Source organism: Rhodococcus triatomae (assembly GCF_014217785.1).
Classification (GTDB): domain Bacteria; phylum Actinomycetota; class Actinomycetes; order Mycobacteriales; family Mycobacteriaceae; genus Rhodococcus_F; species Rhodococcus_F triatomae.
Map to the genome: position 1 here is coordinate 3,361,713 of NZ_CP048814.1, position 20,952 is coordinate 3,382,664.

General features: G+C 66.2%; 22 protein-coding genes and 4 tRNA genes. 24 read left to right on the forward strand and 2 right to left on the reverse strand.

Annotated features, from left to right (window positions below; translation table 11 throughout):
• Nucleotides 1-35: 35 nt before the first annotated feature.
• On the reverse strand, nucleotides 36-1,307 hold the full coding sequence (locus tag G4H71_RS15940) for a geranylgeranyl reductase family protein (RefSeq protein WP_072738383.1): 1,272 nt from the start codon (nucleotides 1,305-1,307) through the stop codon (nucleotides 36-38).
• Between the two features lie 146 nt (nucleotides 1,308-1,453).
• Between G4H71_RS15940 and G4H71_RS15945 the strand changes: the two genes are divergently transcribed.
• A complete protein-coding gene (locus tag G4H71_RS15945; RefSeq protein ID WP_072738382.1) occupies nucleotides 1,454-2,509 on the forward strand; it encodes a polyprenyl synthetase family protein in 1,056 nt (351 codons plus the stop codon).
• Nucleotides 2,510-2,578: 69 nt separating this feature from the next.
• Nucleotides 2,579-3,496 carry a zinc metalloprotease HtpX gene (gene htpX, locus G4H71_RS15950; RefSeq protein WP_072738381.1) on the forward strand — a complete coding sequence of 306 codons (918 nt, stop codon included), beginning with the start codon at nucleotides 2,579-2,581 and terminating at the stop codon, nucleotides 3,494-3,496.
• A gap of 122 nt (nucleotides 3,497-3,618) precedes the next feature.
• Here htpX and G4H71_RS15955 read toward each other — a convergent pair whose 3' ends face one another.
• Nucleotides 3,619-4,110, reverse strand: coding sequence for a YajQ family cyclic di-GMP-binding protein (locus G4H71_RS15955; protein WP_072738380.1), 492 nt, complete (start codon nucleotides 4,108-4,110; stop codon nucleotides 3,619-3,621).
• Between the two features lie 222 nt (nucleotides 4,111-4,332).
• Between G4H71_RS15955 and G4H71_RS15960 the strand changes: the two genes are divergently transcribed.
• The 22 genes from G4H71_RS15960 (at nucleotide 4,333) to G4H71_RS16065 (ending at nucleotide 20,905) form a co-directional block, all read left to right on the forward strand.
• Nucleotides 4,333-4,415: transfer RNA gene (locus tag G4H71_RS15960), tRNA-Tyr, on the forward strand.
• Between the two features lie 224 nt (nucleotides 4,416-4,639).
• A tRNA-Thr gene (locus G4H71_RS15965) sits at nucleotides 4,640-4,712 on the forward strand.
• Nucleotides 4,713-4,757: 45 nt separating this feature from the next.
• A tRNA-Met gene (locus tag G4H71_RS15970) sits at nucleotides 4,758-4,830 on the forward strand.
• Between the two features lie 63 nt (nucleotides 4,831-4,893).
• Nucleotides 4,894-5,061, forward strand: a complete 168-nt coding sequence (gene rpmG, locus G4H71_RS15975) for a 50S ribosomal protein L33 (RefSeq protein WP_003937613.1) — start codon at nucleotides 4,894-4,896, stop codon at nucleotides 5,059-5,061.
• Nucleotides 5,062-5,238: 177 nt separating this feature from the next.
• Entirely contained in the window at nucleotides 5,239-5,724 is a 486-nt protein-coding gene (gene hadA / locus G4H71_RS15980) for a (3R)-hydroxyacyl-ACP dehydratase subunit HadA (protein WP_083343096.1), read from the forward strand.
• Nucleotides 5,711-6,136, forward strand: coding sequence for a (3R)-hydroxyacyl-ACP dehydratase subunit HadB (gene hadB / locus G4H71_RS15985; RefSeq protein WP_072738378.1), 426 nt, complete (start codon nucleotides 5,711-5,713; stop codon nucleotides 6,134-6,136). Before hadA ends, hadB begins: the two co-directional genes overlap by 14 nt.
• 157 nt (nucleotides 6,137-6,293) lie before the next feature.
• Nucleotides 6,294-6,366 (forward strand) — tRNA-Trp (locus G4H71_RS15990).
• Nucleotides 6,367-6,397: 31 nt separating this feature from the next.
• A complete protein-coding gene (gene secE, locus G4H71_RS15995) occupies nucleotides 6,398-6,832 on the forward strand; it encodes a preprotein translocase subunit SecE (protein WP_072738377.1) in 435 nt (144 codons plus the stop codon).
• 67 nt (nucleotides 6,833-6,899) lie between these two features.
• On the forward strand, nucleotides 6,900-7,751 hold the full coding sequence (nusG, locus tag G4H71_RS16000; RefSeq protein WP_072738376.1) for a transcription termination/antitermination protein NusG: 852 nt from the start codon (nucleotides 6,900-6,902) through the stop codon (nucleotides 7,749-7,751).
• 77 nt (nucleotides 7,752-7,828) lie between these two features.
• Nucleotides 7,829-8,263, forward strand: coding sequence for a 50S ribosomal protein L11 (rplK, locus tag G4H71_RS16005; protein WP_072738375.1), 435 nt, complete (start codon nucleotides 7,829-7,831; stop codon nucleotides 8,261-8,263).
• 127 nt (nucleotides 8,264-8,390) lie between these two features.
• Nucleotides 8,391-9,107, forward strand: coding sequence for a 50S ribosomal protein L1 (rplA, locus tag G4H71_RS16010; protein WP_072738374.1), 717 nt, complete (start codon nucleotides 8,391-8,393; stop codon nucleotides 9,105-9,107).
• 445 nt (nucleotides 9,108-9,552) lie between these two features.
• A complete protein-coding gene (rplJ, locus tag G4H71_RS16015) occupies nucleotides 9,553-10,107 on the forward strand; it encodes a 50S ribosomal protein L10 (RefSeq protein ID WP_072738373.1) in 555 nt (184 codons plus the stop codon).
• Nucleotides 10,108-10,185: 78 nt separating this feature from the next.
• The gene (rplL, locus tag G4H71_RS16020) at nucleotides 10,186-10,575 is read left to right on the forward strand and encodes a 50S ribosomal protein L7/L12 (protein WP_072738372.1); all 390 of its coding nucleotides are present in this window, start codon (nucleotides 10,186-10,188) and stop codon (nucleotides 10,573-10,575) included.
• A gap of 381 nt (nucleotides 10,576-10,956) precedes the next feature.
• The gene (locus G4H71_RS16025; RefSeq protein WP_072738371.1) at nucleotides 10,957-12,057 is read left to right on the forward strand and encodes an ABC transporter ATP-binding protein; all 1,101 of its coding nucleotides are present in this window, start codon (nucleotides 10,957-10,959) and stop codon (nucleotides 12,055-12,057) included.
• Between the two features lie 9 nt (nucleotides 12,058-12,066).
• Entirely contained in the window at nucleotides 12,067-12,861 is a 795-nt protein-coding gene (locus G4H71_RS16030) for an MlaE family ABC transporter permease (protein ID WP_072738370.1), read from the forward strand.
• Between the two features lie 4 nt (nucleotides 12,862-12,865).
• The gene (locus tag G4H71_RS16035) at nucleotides 12,866-13,726 is read left to right on the forward strand and encodes an MlaE family ABC transporter permease (RefSeq protein WP_072738369.1); all 861 of its coding nucleotides are present in this window, start codon (nucleotides 12,866-12,868) and stop codon (nucleotides 13,724-13,726) included.
• A complete protein-coding gene (locus G4H71_RS16040; RefSeq protein WP_072738368.1) occupies nucleotides 13,723-15,075 on the forward strand; it encodes an MCE family protein in 1,353 nt (450 codons plus the stop codon). Before G4H71_RS16035 ends, G4H71_RS16040 begins: the two co-directional genes overlap by 4 nt.
• Nucleotides 15,072-16,151 carry an MCE family protein gene (locus G4H71_RS16045; RefSeq protein WP_072738367.1) on the forward strand — a complete coding sequence of 360 codons (1,080 nt, stop codon included), beginning with the start codon at nucleotides 15,072-15,074 and terminating at the stop codon, nucleotides 16,149-16,151. The genes G4H71_RS16040 and G4H71_RS16045 overlap by 4 nt, the downstream gene beginning before the upstream one ends.
• The gene (locus tag G4H71_RS16050; protein WP_072738366.1) at nucleotides 16,148-17,143 is read left to right on the forward strand and encodes an MCE family protein; all 996 of its coding nucleotides are present in this window, start codon (nucleotides 16,148-16,150) and stop codon (nucleotides 17,141-17,143) included. Before G4H71_RS16045 ends, G4H71_RS16050 begins: the two co-directional genes overlap by 4 nt.
• Nucleotides 17,143-18,426 (forward strand): MCE family protein, encoded by a 1,284-nt coding sequence (locus G4H71_RS16055; protein WP_072738365.1) that lies wholly within the window; start codon nucleotides 17,143-17,145, stop codon nucleotides 18,424-18,426. The genes G4H71_RS16050 and G4H71_RS16055 overlap by 1 nt, the downstream gene beginning before the upstream one ends.
• Nucleotides 18,423-19,667 (forward strand): MCE family protein, encoded by a 1,245-nt coding sequence (locus G4H71_RS16060; protein ID WP_072738364.1) that lies wholly within the window; start codon nucleotides 18,423-18,425, stop codon nucleotides 19,665-19,667. The genes G4H71_RS16055 and G4H71_RS16060 overlap by 4 nt, the downstream gene beginning before the upstream one ends.
• Nucleotides 19,664-20,905, forward strand: coding sequence for an MCE family protein (locus G4H71_RS16065; RefSeq protein WP_072738363.1), 1,242 nt, complete (start codon nucleotides 19,664-19,666; stop codon nucleotides 20,903-20,905). Before G4H71_RS16060 ends, G4H71_RS16065 begins: the two co-directional genes overlap by 4 nt.
• Nucleotides 20,906-20,952 lie beyond the last annotated feature (47 nt).

Sequence of the window (20,952 nt, forward strand, 5' to 3'; positions counted from 1 at the left end):
CACCTCGTCGGATGGGGGATGGGGGAGCTGCTCGCTCAGGCGAAGAGGGGGCGGCTGTCGAACCGGTCCGATGCGAGTCCGGCAGCCCGCCAGGCCCGCGCGACGACGTCGGTGTCGGCATCCGTGACGAGGTTGCCCATCACCCGTACCGCGACGGTCATCAGTGCGCGTGAACGCATACCGACCGGGCCCGACGCGGGAAGGAACCGGGGCACCGTGAGCAGACCCGCGAGCCGGCGGGCGGCGGAGAACGCCGGACCGTAGTGGTCCCGGAGCACCGTGGGCCACACGTGGGTCAGGTCCGGCTCGTCCAGCAGCTCGGCCAGGAGACGCCCGCCTTCGAGGCCGTAGTCGATGCCCTCGCCGTTCAGTGGATTCACGCACGCGGCGGCGTCGCCGATGAGCGCCCAGTTCGTGCCGGCGACATTCGACACCGCCCCGCCCATCGGCAGCAGCGCGGACGCCACGGCGCGCAACGGCCCCGTCCAGTTCCACTCCCCGCGCCGTTGGTCGGTGTACAGCTCGAGCAGCGGACGCAGGGCGCCGTGCGCGGGTCGTCGCGAGGTGGCGAGCGTGCCGACGCCGATGTTCACCTCACCGGTCCCGAGCGGGAACACCCACCCGTAGCCCGCCTGCAGTGCGCCCGTGTCGTCGCGGAGTTCGAGATGCGAGGTGATCCACGGGTCGTCACTGCGTTCCGTCGGGACGTAGGCCCGCGCCGCGACGCCGTAGGCCGTGTCGCGGTGCCATTCGCGGCCCAGCCGTCTACCGAGCGTCGAGCGGACCCCGTCGGCGACGACGAGCGTGCGACAGCCGATGGAATGCGTACCGGAACCCCGGGTGAACGTGACGGAGCCGACCCGGTTCCCGTCCCGGACGACGTCCACCGCCTTGGCGCCTTCGAGCATGCGGGCCCCGGCGGCGACGGCGGTCTCCCGGATCCTGTCGTCGAACTCACTGCGCGGGACGGCGCTGCCCACGCGCGGAAACGCACCCTCCGGCCATTCGAGCTCGTGGACGTGCCCGAAACCGGTGAGTCGTAGCCCGCGGTTGGTCGTGCGACCGCGTACCCAGTCGCCGAGCCCGAGCCGGTCGAGCTCACCCATCGCGCGCGGCGTCAGGCCGTCGCCGCAGGTCTTGTCCCGGGGAAACACGGCGGCGTCGGCGAGGACGACGTCGCGGCCGGACCGGGCCGCCCACGCCGCGGCCGCCGCGCCCGCGGGGCCGGCGCCGACCACCAGCACGTCGGTGGTCGTCGGCAGGGCGGGAGTGGCGGGGGGCTGTTCCGATCGGTCCACGGCTGCCATCCTGTCACTCCGGGCCGTCGACGGTTCGGCGGTGGTACGGGTCCGGCACACGCGACAGGTCCGACACGGCACCACCGGCTCGGCCGACAGGTCACCGAGGCGCTAGGTTCACTACCGTGGGAATCGAGCCGTCACTGACGACAAGAATGGGTACTGACATCGTGAGCACCGACGAGGCGGCCGGACCGGCCGCCGACGCATCAGCGAGCACCGCTGTCGCCGGAATCGAACTCGGTGACGAGCAACTCGCTGCCACGATTCGCGACGGGCTGGAGCGGGTGGAGAAGCTCCTCGTCAGCGAACTCTCCGACGGCGAGGACTTCCTCACCGAGGCGGCGCTGCACCTGGCGAAAGCCGGCGGCAAGAGGTTCCGCCCCCTGTTCACCGTGCTCACCGCCCAGCTCGGGCCGACGCCGGACGATCCGTCCGTCGTCACCGCCGCGACCGTCGTCGAGCTCGTCCACCTGGCGACCCTGTATCACGACGACGTGATGGACGAGGCGACCATGAGGCGGGGGGCCCCGAGCGCCAACGCCCGCTGGGGCAACAGCTTCGCCATCCTCGCCGGTGACTATCTCTTCGCCCACGCCTCCCGGCTCGTGTCGACCCTGGGACCGGCTGCCGTGCGGATCATCGCCGACACCTTCGCCGAGCTCGTCACCGGGCAGATGCGCGAGACGATCGGGGCCAAGCCCGAGCAGGATCCGGTCGAGCACTATCTCGAGGTCGTCTGGGAGAAGACCGGTTCGCTCATCGCCGCCGCCGGCCGCTTCGGTGGCACGTTCTCCGGGGCCGACCCCGCGCACATCGAGCGGCTCGAGAAGCTCGGGGACATCGTGGGGACCGCCTTCCAGATCTCCGACGACATCATCGACATCTCCTCGGTGTCGGCCCAGTCGGGGAAGACGCCGGGCACCGATCTGCGCGAGGGTGTGCACACCCTGCCGGTGCTGTACGCCCTCTGCGACGAGGGACCGGATGCCGACCGGCTACGCGAGCTGCTCGACGGCCCGGTCACCGAGGACGAGAAGGTCGACGAGGCGATCGTCCTGCTCGAGCGGTCCCCCGGAATGGCGGCAGCGAAGGCCACGCTCGAGGACTACGCGCGGCAGGCGCGGGAGCAGCTCGCCCAGCTACCGGCCGGCCCCGCGAACGACGCGCTCGCGCGACTGGTGGAATACACGATCGAACGCGTGGGCTAGCACCTCGGGAACCTCCCGTGCTGGTCGAACGTTCAACCTTCGAAGGGTCCTCGCGCACCGCGGCGGACGATGACGACGACGGATCCGCGAGATCACCGGGTATCCGAGGAGGTAGGCGACGTGCACAGGTATACGAACGGGGCGAAGACCTTCGCGCTGTTGGTGGGCATGTCGGCCCTCATCGTGTTCATCGGGTCGCTCTTCCAGAACAGCACGATCCTCTGGGTGTCGGTGCTGATGGCCGTCGGCATGAACGGGTACGTCTACTTCAACAGTGACAAGCTGGCGCTGAAGTCGATGCACGCGCAACCGGTCACCGAGGTGCAGGCGCCCGCGATGTACCGGATCGTGCGCGAGCTCGCCACCACGGCGCATCAGCCGATGCCGCGCCTGTACATCAGTCCGACGAACGCCCCGAACGCGTTCGCCACCGGTCGTAATCCCCGCAACGCGGCCGTGTGCTGTACGACGGGGATCCTGCAACTGCTCGACGAGCGGGAGTTGCGCGCCGTCCTCGGCCACGAGCTGTCCCACGTCTACAACCGCGACATCCTCATCTCGTCCATCGCGGGCGCGATGGCCGCGGTCATCTCCGGCCTCGCCAACTTCGCGTTGTTCGCGAACCTGTTCGGCGGTCGCGGCCAGGGCGCGAACCCGCTCGCACTGCTCCTCGTGTCGATGCTGGGCCCGATCGCCGCGACGGTGGTCAAGCTCGCGGTCTCGCGGTCCCGGGAGTACCAGGCCGACCAGTCCGGTGCCGAGCTGACCGGCGATCCGCTCGGCCTGGCGTCGGCACTCCGCAAGATCGAGATGGGCGCCCAGGCCGCGCCACTGCCGCCGGACCCGAAGATCGAGGCCCAGTCGCACGCGATGATCGCCAACCCGTTCCGTGCCGGGGAGAAGGCCGCACGGCTGTTCTCCACGCATCCGCCCATGGCCGAGCGGATCGAGCGTCTCGAGCGGATGGCCTACGGCGACCACCGCTGAGCGCACCGACCACTGCTGAACGCACCGGGACGATGACACACCGGATCGATCTGATCGATCCGGTGTGTCATCGTCCCGAGGTGTGGGGCGGGGAGGTGCTCCCGACGCCGGGAGCCGCCCGTCTAGCGGTAGTTGACGAACTGCAGGGCGATCCCGAAGTCCTCACCCTTGAGCAGCGCGATGACCGTCTGCAGGTCGTCGCGCTTCTTGCTGCTCACGCGCAGCTCGTCACCCTGGATCTGGGCCTTGACGCCCTTGGGGCCTTCGTCGCGGATCTTCTTGGAGATCTTCTTCGCGTTCTCCGTGGTGATGCCCTGTACGAGGCTGCCGGACACCTTGTAGACCTTGCCGGACTGGATCGGCTCGCCGGCGTCGAAGGCCTTGAGCGAGATGTCGCGGCGGATCAGCTTTTCCTTGAAGACGTCGAGCGCGGCCTTCAGGCGCTCCTCGGTCTCGGCGGTCAGCGTGATCGCCTCCTCGCCGGACCACTCGATGGACGCGCCGGTGCCGCGGAAGTCGAATCGCGTCGACAGCTCCTTGGCTGCCTGGTGGAGCGCGTTGTCGACCTCCTGCCGGTCGACCTTGCTCACCACGTCGAAGGACGAATCAGCCACTGGTTACTCCCGTGTCGTCGAACACTGCTTCTGTATCGAACCCTGCTTCTGAAATCGGCGGACCGGCGCCTCGACGGTTTCGGTGTTCCGGCGCGCGGGTCCGGGCTCGACGCTATCGGGTCGTGACCGCCCGTATCCACCCGGTTTGCGTAACAGGGGGCCGTTCGTTGTATTCTTCGATCCGCAGCAACGAGGGCCCGTCGAGGTTCGCGGAGCTGTCACGGCAGGTTGCCCGAGCGGCCAATGGGAGCGGACTGTAAATCCGTCGGCTTATGCCTACGTAGGTTCGAATCCTACACCTGCCACCCCCGGAGCCCCGGTGAGCGACGTCTCACCGGGGCTCCGTCGTTCGGGTGGTCCCGGATGGCGGAGCCTGCTCTGCTCCGGGCCGGTGACGACGCAGGGTATGGTCGTGAAGGTTGCGCGCACTCGGAAGTCGAATCGCCGTGACCAGCCAATTTGGTGCGAGGCCGAAACTCTGTGTAATCTCGTCAAGGCTTCAGCGCGCAGCGATGCGCAGGTGAGGCATGCCCCCTTAGCTCAGTCGGCAGAGCGTTTCCATGGTAAGGAAAAGGTCAACGGTTCGATTCCGTTAGGGGGCTCGCTGGATTGTGGTGTCGCGCGAATAGCGGGACACTCGACACCGAGGCGGTGTAGCTCAGTTGGTAGAGCAAACGACTCATAATCGTTGCGTCGCCGGTTCAAGTCCGGTCACCGCTACACATCACGAATGAACCACCTCTGATCGACACTCGATCAGGATCACGCGAAAGAAGGCATCCCGTGGCCTCCTCGACTGACGTTCGGCCCAAGATCACTTTGGCCTGCGAGGTATGCAAGCACCGCAACTACATCACGAAGAAGAACCGGCGCAACGACCCTGACCGGCTGGAACTCAAGAAGTTCTGCCCGAACTGCGGCACGCACCGGGCTCATCGCGAGTCCAAGTAAGACGGTTCCGAATCCGGGCGTCGCACGCGAGGCATCTGCCCCGCGGCGACGCCCGGTCGGTTCTGATCGCCACCCGGCGACATTCGTGACAGCAGGAAAGGGGATCGCGTGACCGGCACCGAGGTGACTCCACAGGTGGGCGACGCACCGCTCGACGTCGCGGCCCATGCCCTGTCGATGGTCGGCCATCACTACCGCGTGGAAGACTTCTACGAGGTCGGCCGGGAGAAGGTCCGCGAGTACGCGCGTGCCGTGCAGGACACCCATCCCGCGCATCACGACGAAGCCGCGGCCAAGGGCCTCGGCTACGACGGGCTGCTCGCGCCGCTGACCTTCATCTCCCTCGTCGGGATCCTCGCGCAGCGCAGGTTGTTCGAGACGGTCATCACCGGATACGACCTGAGCCAGATCATGCAGACCGACCAGCGGTTGGTCTTCCACAAGCCGATCCAGGCCGGCGACCGCCTCGTGTGCGACGTCTACCTCGACTCGTTCCGGCAGATGGGCGGCAGCGACATCATCGTGACCAAGAACGTCGTCACCGACCAGAACGAGGACCTGGTGCAGACCACCTGGACGACCCTCGTCGCACGGACGGGCGGCGAGGTCGACGAGAACATCGCCCACGCAGTGAAGGACGTGATGATGCATGGCGCTTCTTGAGTTCACCCAGGTCCAGGTGGGGGACGAGCTGCCGTCGAAGGTGATCACGCTCACGCGTGGCAACCTCGTCAACTACGCCGGTGTCTCGGGCGATCCGAATCCGATCCACTGGAGCGACGAGGTCGCCAAGCTGGCGGGCCTGCCCAACGTGGTTGCGCACGGAATGCTCACGATGGGGCTCGGCGCCGGCTTCGTGACGGCCTGGCTGGGCGACCCGGGTGCCGTGACCGAGTACAACGTCCGATTCACCAGCCCGGTCTACGTGGAAGCCCACAAGGCCGCGGCAGTCGAGTTCACCGGCAAGGTGAAGTCGGTGGACGAGGACAGCAAGACCGCAGTGGTCGCGATCGTGGCGAAGTCCGAGGGCAAGAAGATCTTCGGTCGCGCCACGGCAACGGTTCGTCTGGCCTGACAGCCGGGTGGATTGGGATAGTTCCGGGGCTGTGAAGTACACTGAGATTTCTGGGGTTACCCGGCACTGCGCGCTGCCCTGACGGGCGGCGCGCGTGTCATGTGATCGCAGAGTGGTCGGTAGGATCGATCCGATGGAGATCGAAACGACCGGCCGAAGGGGCGTAGCTCAATTGGCAGAGCAGCGGTCTCCAAAACCGCAGGTTGCAGGTTCAAGTCCTGTCGCCCCTGCCCTGTACTGTCCGCAACCGAGAGGAACGACGTGAGCGAGGAGCGCGCAGGGCGCGACGGCGGCGCATCGGGATCGAAGAATCCGAAAGGCGCCGACGACAACGCTGCTGACGCGACCCGCGGAGTTCCCTCGGGGAAGCCGACCGGCAAGCGCCCGGCCCGGCGGCGCAGCGAGGATGCTGCGAGTTCCGCCGGTAAGGCAGTCTCGAGTGGCAAGCTGGATGTCGACGCCGGTAAGGCGGGCAAGGCCACGCAGGGCACCAAGCCTCGCAAGGAGAACATCTTCAAGCGCCTGCGCAGGTTCCTGCGTGAGGTGATGGCAGAGCTCCGCAAGGTCATCTGGCCGAACCGGAAGCAGATGATCACCTACACGTCGGTGGTACTGGTGTTCCTCGCCTTCATGGTGACGTTCATCGGGCTGTTGGACCTGGCCGTCATCCAAGGCGTCACCTGGTTGTTCGACTGACCGGGCCCGCGGTGCGACGCCGTGCCGCGGAACGAAGTATGTGAGACGAGAGGAAGCGAGTGCCCCAGTGAGCACCCCCGAGAACGACACGAACGAGGCCGTGGTCGACGACGCGGTCGATGAGCGTGTCTCTGCCGAGGCGGCAGCCGAAGTGGACGTCGAGGCGGCAGCCGAGGGCACCGAGGTCGATGCGACTGCCGAGGGCACCGAGGCCGATACGACTGCCGAGGGCGCAGAGACCGAAGCACCTGAAGAGGCCGAAGCAGCTGAAGAGGCCGACGTCGCTGCCGAGCCGGAGGACCCGGTCGCCGAGATGAAGGCTGCGCTGCGGCGCGCCCCCGGCAACTGGTACGTCATCCACTCGTACGCCGGATACGAGAACAAGGTGAAGGCGAACCTCGAGACTCGTGTGCAGAACCTCGACGTGGGGGACTACATCTTCCAGGTGGAGGTCCCCACCGAAGCGGTCACCGAGATCAAGAACGGTCAGCGCAAGCAGGTCAACCGCAAAGTGCTGCCGGGCTACATCCTCGTCCGGATGGACCTCAACGACGAGTCCTGGGGCGCGGTGCGGAACACGCCCGGCGTGACCGGTTTCGTCGGGGCCACCTCGCGGCCGTCGCCGTTGACGCTCGACGAGGTCATCAAGTTCCTGCTTCCCGAACAGGAGCAGAAGAAGGCGGCGGCAGCCGCGGCCACGCCGGCGGGCGAGTCCTCCGGCGAGACCGCTGCCAAGCCGCTGATCGAGGTCGACTTCGAGGTCGGCGAGTCGGTGACAGTCATGGACGGTCCGTTCGCGACGCTCCCGGCCAGCATCAGTGAGGTCAATGCCGAGCAGCAGAAGCTCAAGGTTCTGGTGTCGATCTTCGGCCGCGAGACTCCGGTCGAACTGAACTTCACCCAGGTCGCGAAGATCTGACCGCGACGACCAGCTGATCCGAAAACTTGCACTGCACGACGCAAGAACCACATCCAGCAAGAAACTAGGAAACGAAGATGCCCCCCAAGAAGAAGAAGCTCGCCGGGCTGATCAAGCTTCAGATCCAGGCCGGTCAGGCGAACCCCGCCCCGCCGGTGGGTCCCGCGCTCGGTCAGCACGGCGTGAACATCATGGAGTTCTGCAAGGCCTACAACGCGGCGACCGAGTCGCAGCGTGGCAACGTGATCCCGGTCGAGATCTCCGTCTACGAGGACCGCACGTTCGATTTCAAGCTCAAGACCCCGCCTGCCGCCAAGCTGCTGCTCAAGGCTGCCGGTGTGCAGAAGGGCTCGGGCGAGCCGCACAAGACCAAGGTTGCTTCCGTGACCATGGACCAGGTGCGCGAGATCGCGAAGACCAAGCAGGAAGACCTGAACGCGAACGACATCGAGCAGGCCGCGAAGATCATCGCCGGCACCGCTCGCTCGATGGGGATCACGGTCAACGACTGACCTGTCGTCGCCTCCCGGCATTCGACGGTCGATCCACATCGACACCACAGAACGCGTGGCAGGGCCGGCCCGGCCCGCACCACTACTGAATCCTTCACCCCAGGGTGAGAAGTAAGGACAGAACAACATGGCAAAGCGCAGCAAGGCATACCTCGCCGCCGCCGAGAAGATCGACGCCGACAAGCTGTACAGCCCGCTGGAGGCGACACGGCTGGCGAAGGAGACCTCCTCGAGCAAGATGGACTCGACCGTCGAGGTCGCCGTCCGTCTCGGCGTCGACCCCCGCAAGGCGGACCAGATGGTTCGTGGCACCGTCAACCTCCCGCACGGCACCGGTAAGACGGCCCGCGTCGTCGTCTTCGCCGTCGGCGAGAAGGCCGCAGAGGCCGAGGCCGCCGGCGCCGACGCCGTCGGTGCCGAGGATCTCATCGAGCGGATCCAGGGCGGCTGGACGGACTTCGACGCCGCGATCGCGACCCCGGATCAGATGGCCAAGGTCGGCCGCATCGCGCGTGTCCTCGGACCGCGTGGCCTCATGCCGAACCCGAAGACCGGCACCGTGACGGCGGACGTGACCAAGGCCGTCACCGAGATCAAGGGCGGCAAGATCAACTTCCGCGTCGACAAGCAGGCGAACCTGCACTTCGTGATCGGCAAGGCGTCGTTCGACGATGCCAAGCTGGTGGAGAACTACGGTGCCGCGCTGGACGAGATCCTGCGTGCGAAGCCGTCGTCGGCGAAGGGCCGCTACGTCAAGAAGGTCACGGTTTCGACCACCACCGGACCGGGCATCCCGGTGGACCCGAACCGTACCCGCAACCTCCTCGAGGATGCGGACGCGTAGAGCGACCCCACGATCGCGAGAAGCGGCCGGGACGGATATCCGTCCCGGCCGCTTCCGTGTCCGGGTCCCCACGCGGCCCGGGACCGATTTGGCGGCACGTGCCGGTGTCCGGTACTGTGGCCTGCGGAGTTCGGCTCGTTCGAGCTTCACCCCGAAATCATGTTCTACCCGAGACCGTTGGTGACTGTCCGCTCGTCGAGCGGAGTCAGTTGAAAGCCCGGACCTGTCCGGCGGCCCACGCAGGAGAACGAGGTAGGGGGTTTCCCGTCCGGGTTCGTCTCGGCCGAGGTCTCCTCTGTACGCCCCGTGCGCCTGCGCCGGGGCGTTCTGCATGTTCAGGCAGTGTCAGTCCGAGTTCTCCCACGCGAGCTTCGCTCGCCTGGGCGCTCGTGGCGGCGCCACGGTTCCGACGTGGGATAACGACTGTCACGAGAGGAGGCGAAGTATGGCAAAGCCTGAGAAGGTCTCCGCGGTTGCGGAGATCACCGAGCAGTTCAAGGGTTCGACTGCCGCTGTGATCACGGAGTACCGCGGTCTGTCGGTCGGCAGCATCACCACCCTGCGGCGCGCTCTCGGAGAAGGTGCTACCTACTCCGTCGCCAAGAACACCCTGGTCAAGCGTGCCGCCGCAGAGGCCGGTATCGAAGGCCTCGACGAGCTGTTCGTCGGTCCGACCGCCATTGCATTCATCAAGGGCGAGCCGGTCGACGCCGCGAAGGCGATCAAGAACTTCGCGAAGGACAACAAGGCTCTCGTCATCAAGGGCGGCTACATGGACGGCTCCGCGCTGTCCGTGGAAGAGGTCAACAAGATCGCGGACCTCGAGTCCCGCGAGGTTCTGTTGGCCAAGCTGGCCGGTGCCATGAAGGGCAACTTGGCAAAGGCCGCAGGCCTGTTCAACGCTCCCGCCTCGCAGGTGGCCCGTCTGGCCGCCGCGCTGCAGGAGAAGAAGGCTGCCGAGGGCGGAGCTGCGGCTCCCGCCGAGGCCGTCGAAAGCTGATCCGCACCCGCGCATCACTGCTATACACCCCGCCCGGTCGCGGATCAGCGACATGGGACTTACAGGAAGGACGCCACCATGGCGAAGCTCAGCACTGAAGAATTGCTCGACCAGTTCAAGGAGCTCACCCTCCTCGAGCTCTCGGAGTTCGTGAAGGCATTCGAGGAGACCTTCGAGGTCACCGCCGCCGCTCCGGTCGCCGTTGCCGCTGCCGGTGCCCCGGCCGCCGGTGCCGCCGAGGCCGAGTCCGAGCAGGACGAGTTCGACGTCATCCTCGAGGGTGCCGGCGACAAGAAGATCCAGGTCATCAAGGTCGTCCGTGAGGTCGTCTCCGGCCTGGGCCTCAAGGAGGCCAAGGACCTCGTCGAGGGTGCCCCGAAGCCGATCCTCGAGAAGGTCGCCAAGGACGCTGCCGACGCCGCCAAGGAGAAGCTCGAGGCTGCCGGCGCCAAGGTCTCCGTCAAGTAGGACTCACGTACCTACGCGTGCTCTGAGCGCATCGAGTTCGAGCGCACCGAGAAGGGCCGTCCCCGATGAGGGGGCGGCCCTTCTCTCGTCCTCGGGGGACGAATGCGGGCCCGTGCGGTGTGCGCGGGGCGGAGCGGGTGGCGTCGTAGGTCGTGCGGTGGGGCGGCGCCGCCCTGGCAGGCGGGCTCCGCTCGTGGCGAGTGGTGAGATGTCCCGAATCCGGTGGCAGCGGACGGGACCGTGAGTTGTGATGCGGCCGACCCGGACCCCCCTCGAACTGCGTTACTTACCCATGAGTAGCATCACGTGTCACGGATAACAGTCCTATGTTGTAGAGTGACCCAACCCACAATGGGTGCAGCAGCGGACGTGGTGGAGGTAATGGTGGGTGTCGAGGTTGCCGTCGAGGGACTGACCAAGTCGTTCGGTTCGCAGAATATCTGGCAGGACGTGTCGTTGACGTTGCCGCGAGGTGAGGTCAGCGCTCTGCTGGGGCCGTCGGGTACCGGTAAATCAGTGTTCTTGAAGTCGCTCATCGGGCTGCTGCGTCCGGAGCGCGGTTCGATCGTCATCGACGGCACGGACATTCTGCAGTGCTCGTCCAAGGAGCTGTACGAGATCCGGAAGCTGTTCGGGGTGCTGTTCCAGGACGGTGCGCTGTTCGGTTCGATGAACCTGTACGACAACGTGGCGTTCCCGTTGCGGGAGCACACGAAGAAGTCCGAGTCCGAGATCCGCAAGATCGTGATGGAGAAGCTCGATCTCACCGGTCTGGTCGGTGCGGAGGAGAAGCTTCCCGGCGAGATCTCCGGCGGTATGCGCAAGCGTGCCGGGCTGGCGCGTGCGTTGGTGCTCGATCCGCAGATCATCCTCGTCGACGAGCCGGACTCGGGTCTCGACCCGGTGCGCACCACGTACATCAGCCAGACCCTGATCGACATCAACGCCGAGATCGACGCGACGATCCTCATCGTCTCGCACAACATCAATCTCGCGCGCACGGTTCCGGACAACATCGGCATGCTGTTCCGTCGTCAGCTGGTCATGTTCGGGCCGCGGGAGGTCCTGCTCACCTCCGAGGAGCCGGTGGTCAAGCAGTTCCTCAACGGCACCATGATCGGCCCGATCGGCATGTCCGAGGAGAAGGACGAGGCCCAGATGGCGTACGAGCAGGCGCTCGTCGACGCGGGTCACCATGCCGGCGGTGTCGACGACGTCGAGGGCATCGTCCCGCAGATGAAGGCGACCCCCGGAATGCCGGTTCGGCAGGCCGTGGCGCGTCGTCAGGAGCGCGTGCGCCACATCATGCATACACTTCCCCCGCAGGCTCAGTCCGCGATCTCCGAGATCCTCGCCGAGGAGTCCAATGACAGCCAGGACTTCTACGGTTCGGATCAGGACACACAGGTGATCCCTGCCTACGGAACCGCCGGCTTCGAGCAGGCAGACGCTTACGAACACATCACTGACGAGCGAGGGTAGGCATAACGGATGGGGGACACCCGTGCCTCGGTTCTCAAACCGGTCAATGGGGCGCTGACGCAAGCCGGCAACATCGTCGAACTGTTCGTCGAAGTTGTCAGGAACACCTTCAAGAGGCCGTTCCAGTTCCGTGAGTTCATCGAGCAGGCCTGGTTCATCGCCAGCGTGACGATCCTGCCGACGGCGATGGTCGCCATCCCGTTCGGTGCTGTCGTGTCGCTGCAGACGGGTTCGCTCATCAAGCAGCTCGGTGCCGAGTCGTTCACCGGCGCCGCGAGTGTGCTGGCGGTGATCCAGCAGGGCAGCCCGCTGGTGACGGCCCTGCTGATTGCCGGCGCGGCCGGTTCCGCGGTGACGGCGGACCTCGGTTCGCGCACCATCCGTGAAGAGATCGATGCGATGGAAGTGTTGGGTATCAACCCCATCCAGCGTCTCGTCGTGCCGCGTGTGCTCGCCATGGTGCTGATCGCGATCCTGCTCAACGGGCTGGTCTCGGTCGTCGGCATCGCCGGCGGCTACTTCTTCAACGTGATTCTGCAGGGCGGAAACCCGGGTGCGTACCTGGCGTCGTTCTCCGCCTTCGCGCAGTTGCCGGACATCTGGATCGGCGAGTTCAAGGCCGCGGTCTTCGGTGTCATCGCCGGTGTCGTGGCCGCCTACAAGGGCCTCCATCCCAAGGGCGGACCGAAGGGCGTGGGAGACGCGGTGAACCAGTCGGTGGTCATCACGTTCCTCCTCCTGTTCTTCGCGAACCTCATCCTCACGATGGTGTACCTGCAGATCGTTCCGGCGAAGGGATCGTGACCCGATGACGATTGCCAAGGGTCGCGCAGACCGGACGCTCATGCGTGTCCGCAAGGCCGGTCGCGCACCGCTCAACGTGCTGGACCGCGCCGGCGAGCAGATGTCGTTCTACTCGCGCTCGATCGCGTGGATACCGCACACGATCGTGCACTACCGCAAGGAAGTGCTGCGTCTGCTCGCCGAGGTCACCTTCGGCAGCGGGGCGCTCGCCGTCATCGGTGGCACCATCGGCGTCATCGTGATGATGTCCGGGTTCACCGGCGTCGTGGTGGGCATGCAGGGTTTCGCCGCTCTCGAACAACTCGGCAGCTCGGTACTCACCGGCTTCCTCTCCGCGTATGTCAACACCCGTGAGATCGCCCCGATCGTCGCCGCACTCGCGTTGTCGGCCACGGTCGGCTGTGGTTTCACGGCGCAGCTCGGTGCCATGCGGATCTCCGAGGAGATCGACGCGCTCGAGGTCATGGCCGTGCCCAGCGTCCCGTTCCTGGTGACGACGCGCATGATCGCCGGATTCGTCGCGGTCATCCCGCTCTACATCGTCGGCCTGCTGGCGGCTTACCTGTCCTCGCGAATGATCACGACCGTGGTCAACGGTCAGTCACCAGGGTCCTACGACCACTACTTCAATCTGTTCCTACCACCGGAAGACGTGCTCTATTCGTTCGCGAAAGTGCTGATATTCGCGTTCGTCCTGATCCTCATCCACTGCTACTACGGCTACCACGCCTCGGGCGGCCCCGCCGGCGTCGGTGTCGCCGTGGGCCGGGCGGTGCGTACCGCGATCGTGACGATCGCAGTGCTGGACTTCTTCCTCAGCCTCGCCATCTGGGGCACGACGACCACAGTGAGGGTGGCCGGATGACAGACACGACTTCGGTGCTCAGGCGCCGTGTGCTCGGCGTGGTGTTCTTTCTCGTCCTGGCACTGTTCCTCGGATTCACGATCGGTACCTACAACAAGACGTTCAAGGACGTGGTGCGGGTCGATCTCCTCACCGATTCGGTCGGCAACGCGCTGCCCATGAACGCGGACGTCAAGGTTCGCGGACTGATCGTGGGCGAGGTGCGCTCGACGTCGACGGAGAACGGACAGGTCACCGCGGAACTCGCGATCGAACCCGCGATGGCGGGCTTGATTCCGTCCAACGCCACGGCCCGTCTCCTGCCGAAGACGCTGTTCGGTGAGCGCTACGTGTCGCTGATCATTCCGGAGAACCCGGCCTCGGCGATCACGGCCGGCGACACGCTGCGCCAGGATGTCAGCGGCAACGCCATCGAGGTCGGACAGGTACTGGACGGCCTGCTGCCGTTGCTGCAGGCGATCCCGCCGGAGGATCTGGCGAGCACGCTCGGCGCCCTGGCCCAGGGCTTCAGCGGGCGCGGTGCCGAGTTCGGCCTCACGCTCGATCGGCTCCAGGAGATCTTCCGCGGGGTCAACACCGAGCTGCCCGCGCTCCAGCAAGGCCTGCGCGGTCTGGCGGACTTCTCCCAGACGTACTCGGATGCCGCCCCGGACCTGATCAATGCGCTCGACAACCTCCGCGTCACCGGCAACACCGTGGTGGAGCGGCAGAACCAGCTCAGCGCTCTCACGGCCTCCTTCACCGGGACCGGTGCGAGCACCGCGGACCTGCTGGAGGTCACCGGGGACTCGATCATCAGCTTCGCCGCCGACTCGCGGGAGGCGCTGCAGCTGCTGGGCCGGTTCTCGCCGTCGTACGGCTGCATGCTGGCCGGCTTCGCCCGCACCGCCCCGTCGGCGCAGGACATCATGGCGGCCGACGATCCGTACCCCGGTGTCCGGGCGAACATCCAGTTCGTCAATCCGAAGGGCCGGTACCTGCCGAACCAGGACGAGCCGCGGATGATCGACGACCGCGGACCGGCCTGCTACGACTCGTTCAAGGAGCCGGGCAGGAAGTTCCCGCAGTACCCGGGCTGGGCGTCCTACAACGACGGTGCGTACCAGGTACCGACGCGTAACCCGGGCGAGAACCGTCCCCTGGACATCCTTCCCGCGCCCGAAGGGGTCCCGGACAAGGTTCCCACCTGGACGGGACTGCAGGCGAGCTACGTGAACTCCCAGGCAGAGCAGGACACATTGGACGTGGTGTACGGCGAAGCGGGCGGTATCGCTCCGGAAGACGTACCGAGTTGGACCACGCGCCTCGGCGCGCCGACTCTGAGGGGAGCGGAGGTGAGCTTCCAGTGAGGGGCCTCGCAGCACCGATGGTGAAGCTGATCGTCTTCGCCGTCGTCACGATTCTGGCCACGGGAATGCTGGCCGCGACGATCGCCAACCTCGGTGGCGGAGGTGGCACCAAGTTCCACGCGATCTTCTCGGACGTCACGTCCCTCAACGAAGGGGACGAGGTCCGTATCGCAGGTGTGCGTGTCGGACAGGTTCAGTCGATCTCCATCGAGAACGAGCGCCAGGCCAAGGTCGAGTTCACGGTGAACGACCGCGACTGGCTCCCGGCCAGTACGACGGCGACGATCCGGTTCCGGAACCTGGTGGGGCAGCGGTACATCTCGCTCGCACAGGGTGAGGGGGAACAGGGCAGGAAGATCAACGGTGGCGACACCATCCCGATCGAGCAGACCCGTCCCGCGGTCAACCTGACCACGCTGTTCAACGGCTTCCGTCCGCTGTTCCAGACGCTCAGTGCGGACGACGTCAACAAGTTGTCGTACCAGATCATCCAGGTCTTCCAGGGCGAGGCCGGAACCGTCGCGGAACTGGTGCGCAGCACCGCGAGCCTGACGAACACGATCGCGGACAAGGACCGCGTGATCGGATCCGTCATCGACAATCTCAACACGGTCCTGGCCACGGTCAACGAGCGGGACGAGGAGTTCGACTCGCTGATCGTGAACACCCAGGCGCTGGTCTCCGGGCTCTCCGCCGACCGCGACGTCGTCGGCTCGGCGGTCACCTCGCTGGCCGGTCTGACCGACGCCACCGCCGACCTCCTCGAGCCGACCCGGCCGTCGATCACCCAGTCGATCACGGCACTGAACACCGTGGCCACGACACTGAACGAGAACCGTGACGCCCTCGACGACACGTTGAAGGTGTTCCCGGTGAAGCTCGAAAAGCTCGGCCGTGCCGCGAGTTACGGTTCCTGGTTCCAGTTCTACCTGTGCGGTATCGACATCATCGCCGGACCGGGGTCCTCGCCATATCTCAATCTGCCGACCGGACTGCCCACCGTGAATCAGCCGCTCTACACCAACTCGGCGACACGATGCACGCAGGCGGGCCTACAGGAGTTGCAGCAGAAATGACGAAACGACGTAGCCCGGCAGTGGCAGGTGCGCTCGGCATCCTCGTGGTGGTCCTGGCGACACTGTCCGCACTCTCACTGGATTCGCTCCCGATCGTCGGTGCCGGAGCCACCTACAAGGCGCAGTTCTCGGAAGCCGCGGGCCTCAAGCCCAGCAACGAGGTTCGTATCGCCGGGGTCAAGGTCGGCACCGTGACGTCGGTGGACCTCGAGGGCGACCGCGTCGTCGTCGGCTTCCGCGTCGGTGACGCGTGGGTCGGCGACCAGACCAGCGCCTCGATCCAGATCAAGACGATCCTCGGCCAGAAGTACCTCGCGCTCGATCCCCGCGGATCCGACACGCTGGATCCGAGCGATCAGATCCCGCTCGAACGCACGACGGCGCCGTACGACGTCATCGAGGCGTTCTCTTCTGCCGCCGAAACGGTCAGCGAGATCGACACCGAGCAGCTCGCGGCCAGCATGCAGACCCTCTCCGAGGCGTTCTCCGAGACTCCCGGTGACATCCGGGCGTCGCTCGACGGCGTCAGTCGGCTGTCCGAGACCATCGCCAGCCGCGATCAGCAGTTGCAGGCGTTGTTCCGGGCGACCGGGCAGACGTCGCAGATCCTGGCCGATCGGAACGAGGAGTTCACCCGGCTGATCCGCGATGCGGGAACGCTGCTGAACGAGCTGAACACCCGTCAGCAGGCGATCCATCAGCTGCTCACCGGAACCCAGCGGCTGTCCCAGCAGTTGACCGCGTTGGTCCGGGAGAACGAGGAGCAGATCGGTCCCGCCCTCGCTCAGCTCAACGGGGTGGTCGGGATCCTGAACGAGAACAACGCCGAACTCGACAAGGCCATGAAACTGTACGAACCCTTCGTCCGCCTGTACACGAACGTCGTCGGCAACGGACGCTGGTTCGACCAGGTCGTCGTCAACGTTCTGCCACCCGGCCTGCCGGACATCCCCGGCTACCGTGAGCCCGTTCGTACTCTGGGGGTCAACTGATGTCGGACGTCGAACAGGGCACCGGCCGGGTCTCTCGCGGTCGTATCGCGCTCGTCGCGGGTGTCGTCATCGTGGCTCTGGTCCTCGCCGGAGCGCTGTGGTGGGTGTTCACCCGCGCGGGCACCACGAAGATCACCGCGTACTTCGACAAGTCGATCGGAATCTACGAGGGCTCGGATGTGCGGGTTCTCGGGGTGAAGGTGGGATCGGTCGAATCCGTCGAGCCACAGGGCGAAGTGGTGAAGGTCGATCTTCGGGTGGACCGAGGCGTGGACGTTCCCGCCGAGGCCAAGGCTGCCCAGATCACACCGTCGGTGGTTGCCGATCGCTACATCCAGCTGGCGCCTGCCTATACCGACGGCGCGACGATGGCGAGCGGAGCGGTGATTCCGCGGGAGCGCACGGCGACCCCGGTCGAGGTCGATCAGTTGTACTCGAGTATCGAGGAGCTGTCCTCGGCACTCGGGCCGGACGGAGCGAACCAGGAAGGCGCGCTCTCGAACTTCGTGGAGTCCGGCGCGGCGAACCTCGAGGGCAACGGCGAGGCGCTCGGTCAGAGCATCACCCAGCTGTCCGATGCCGCTCGGACGCTCAATGATTCGCGGACCGACCTGTTCGACACCGTGAAGAACCTCCAGGTGTTCGTCAGCGCGCTCGCCCAGAACGACCAGCAGGTCCGGCAGTTCAATGCCGAGTTGTCCGACCTGTCGGGGTTCCTCGCCGGCGAGCGCCAGGATCTCGGGGCGGCCCTGAACCAGTTGGCCGTCGCACTCGGCGACGTGGCCCGGTTCGTCGGGGACAACCGCGAGATGCTGGTGAAGAACGTCGAGGACCTCGTTCCCGCCACTCAGGTGCTGGCGGACAACCGCACCTCGCTGGTGAACTCGTTGACGCTGCTGCCGCTCGCGGTGAGCAACCTGACCAACTCGTACAACGCGGAGGCCGGAACCCTCGATTCACGCCTGATCTTCAAGGATCTGCAGGAACCGGGCGCGTTGCTCTGCCGGCTCGTCGACCTGTCGAATCTCATGCCGGGCGATCCGGAGTTCGAGCGCCTGGGCCGGCAGATCCAGCCCGCGGTCGACATGTGCAACGCCGCGATGCACGAACGGAACGAGGAACTGCGGTCACCGGACCTGATCCTGCCGTTCGGCATTCTCAGTGCGGAGAACATCCAGCGGTACCCGGTGCCCGGCACCGTGCCCGGCGTGGTGTCCCCGCGCCTGTCCGACCAGCTGGACCCGAACGTCTATGCCCCAGGGATCTACGGAGGCGGCGAATGAGAAAGTCTCTCGTACTCGGAGCAGGTGCGGTCGCGGTCGCGTTCGCCGTCACCTCGTGCTCGTCTCAGGGCATCTACAGTCTGCCGCTACCCGGTGGTGCCGACGTCGGGTCCGATCCGATGACCCTGACCATCCAGTTCGACGACGTCCTGGATCTGGTTCCGCAGACCGCGGTGAAGGTCGAGGGCGTCCCCGTAGGACGGGTCCGCTCGATCGATGTCGGTGACGACGGTTGGACCGCCGACGTGGAGATCCTGCTCGATTCCACGGTGGATCTGCCGGCCAATGCGCTGGCCTCGATCGACCAGACGAATCTTCTGGGAGAGAAGTTCATTCAGCTCTCGCCGCCGACGGATGCGGCGCAGCCGCGCCGACTGTCCGACGGCGACGTGATCCCGTTGCAGAACACTCGGCAGTCCACGGAGATCGAGCAGGTCCTCGGAGCCCTCTCGCTGCTGCTCAACGGCGGCGGTGTCGGGCAACTCCAGCCGGTCATCCACGAACTCAGCACCGCCTTCGACGGTCGCGAGGGACGGGTGAAGGAACTGCTGCACGATGCGAACGATCTGATCGGCGGCCTCAACGAGCAGCGCGACGACATCACTCGCGCACTCGACGGCCTCGACGTCCTCAACAGCCGGATCGTCGAGCAGAACGAGAAGATCGCGCAGATCCTCGAACAGTTGCCCGTGGCGACCGAGGTACTCGAACAGCAGCGTCCACAGCTCACCCAGATGCTCGTGCAACTCGATCGGCTCGGCACGGTCGGTACGGACGTGATCAACCAGTCGAAGGACGACCTGATCAAGGACCTGCTCGCGCTGCGCCCGACGTTGCAGGCTCTCGCCGATGCCGGGCAGGACCTGCCGGACGCGTTGCCGTTCCTTCCCACGGTTCCGTTCCCGGACGGGGTGGAGAAGATCGCCCTCGGCGGTTCGGTGAACCTCTTCCTCTCGGTCGACCTGCAGATCGGCGAGACTCTCGACGGTCTCGGCGTCGGCCAGGGTGACCCGGTGTACGTGCCGCCGAGGTACGGCCAGCCGCAGCCGGTGATCGACCCGTCCAACCCCTGGTACGGCGGCAACGGCGCGCGTCCGGGGTGGCCCACGGTGTCGCTCTTGCCGATCCTGCCTCCGGTTCCCGCACTGGGAGCACCGCCCGCGCCCGCGGCAGGTGAGGCACCGCCTCCCAACCCCCTCGAGGGGCTTCTCGAACAGTTCGGAATCGGAGGTGGACGATGAGCTCACGTCTGGTACGCATCCAGTTGGTGGTCTTCGCCCTCGTGGCGTTGCTGGGCATCGTCTACGTCGGCGCGAAGTACGTACGGCTCGACAAGCTTCTCGGGTTCGGCGAGTACATGGTGTACGTCGATCTCGACGACTCGGGCGGCATCTTCACCAACGCCGAGGTCACCTATCGGGGCGTCCCGGTGGGCCGTGTCGGCGATCTGTCACTGACCGAGGACGGGGTGCGCGTGCAGTTGCGCCTCGACTCGGGCGGACCGGACATCGCGGCGTCCTCGCGGGCCGTTGTCGCCAACCGCTCGGCCATCGGTGAGCAGTTTGTGGATCTGCAGCCGGACACCGTGGATGCCCCGTTCCTCGAGGACGGGTCGATCATCACGGACACCGAGATCCCGGTGCCGATCGAGACCGTCCTGATGTCCGTCGACGGCCTCGTCCAGTCGGTTCCGTTGGAGCCGTTGCGCATCGTCGTCACGGAACTCGGTTCCGCACTGGACGGCAGGGGCGAGGACATCGGCCGGCTGGCGGATTCCCTGTCCACGCTGACCGAAGCGGGGCTCGAGGCGCTCCCACAGACGGTGACGCTCATCCGGGACACCCGCACGGTGCTGGACACCCAGTCCGACCAGGCTTCGTCGATCCGGCAGTTCAGCAATGACCTGGACCTGGTGACGGCACAGTTGCGCAGCAGTGATCCCGATCTGCGCGCGATCATCGACAACGGCACGCCCGCATCGGACGAACTCGGTGCACTGGTGGCCGAGGGAGGCCCCGCGCTGACCAAGGATCTGGAGAACCTGGCTGCGCTGGCCAGCTCGCTGGCACCGCAGGCCGTCGCGCTGCAGCCGCTGCTCACCTTCCTTCCGGGTATCGCGGCGGGTGCGTCCACGATCGCCCCGGGCGACGGCACCGTGCACCAGGGGCTGGTGCTCGAGACGAACAACCCTCCGACGTGCACGATCGGATACGAGGGCACCTACGAGATCCTGAAGCAGATGAAGGCCGAGGACCCGAACTTCGACGACACCCAGCAGGACTTCCCCTTCAACACGAACGCCAACTGCAACGTGCCTCAGGGGAGCGTCACGGGCGTGCGGAGCGCCAACCGCATCGTCTACGCGGACCCGGCGACATCGCAGCCGTGGGACATGACACCGAAGGTCGATCCGGACAAGCTGGATCTCAACCCGATCGCCACTCAGCTGGCACCGCTGGTCGGTGTCACGCCGCGGTAGCGCGGAGAGAACTGGCGGTATGCAGTGAAAAACGGCGCCACGCAGTG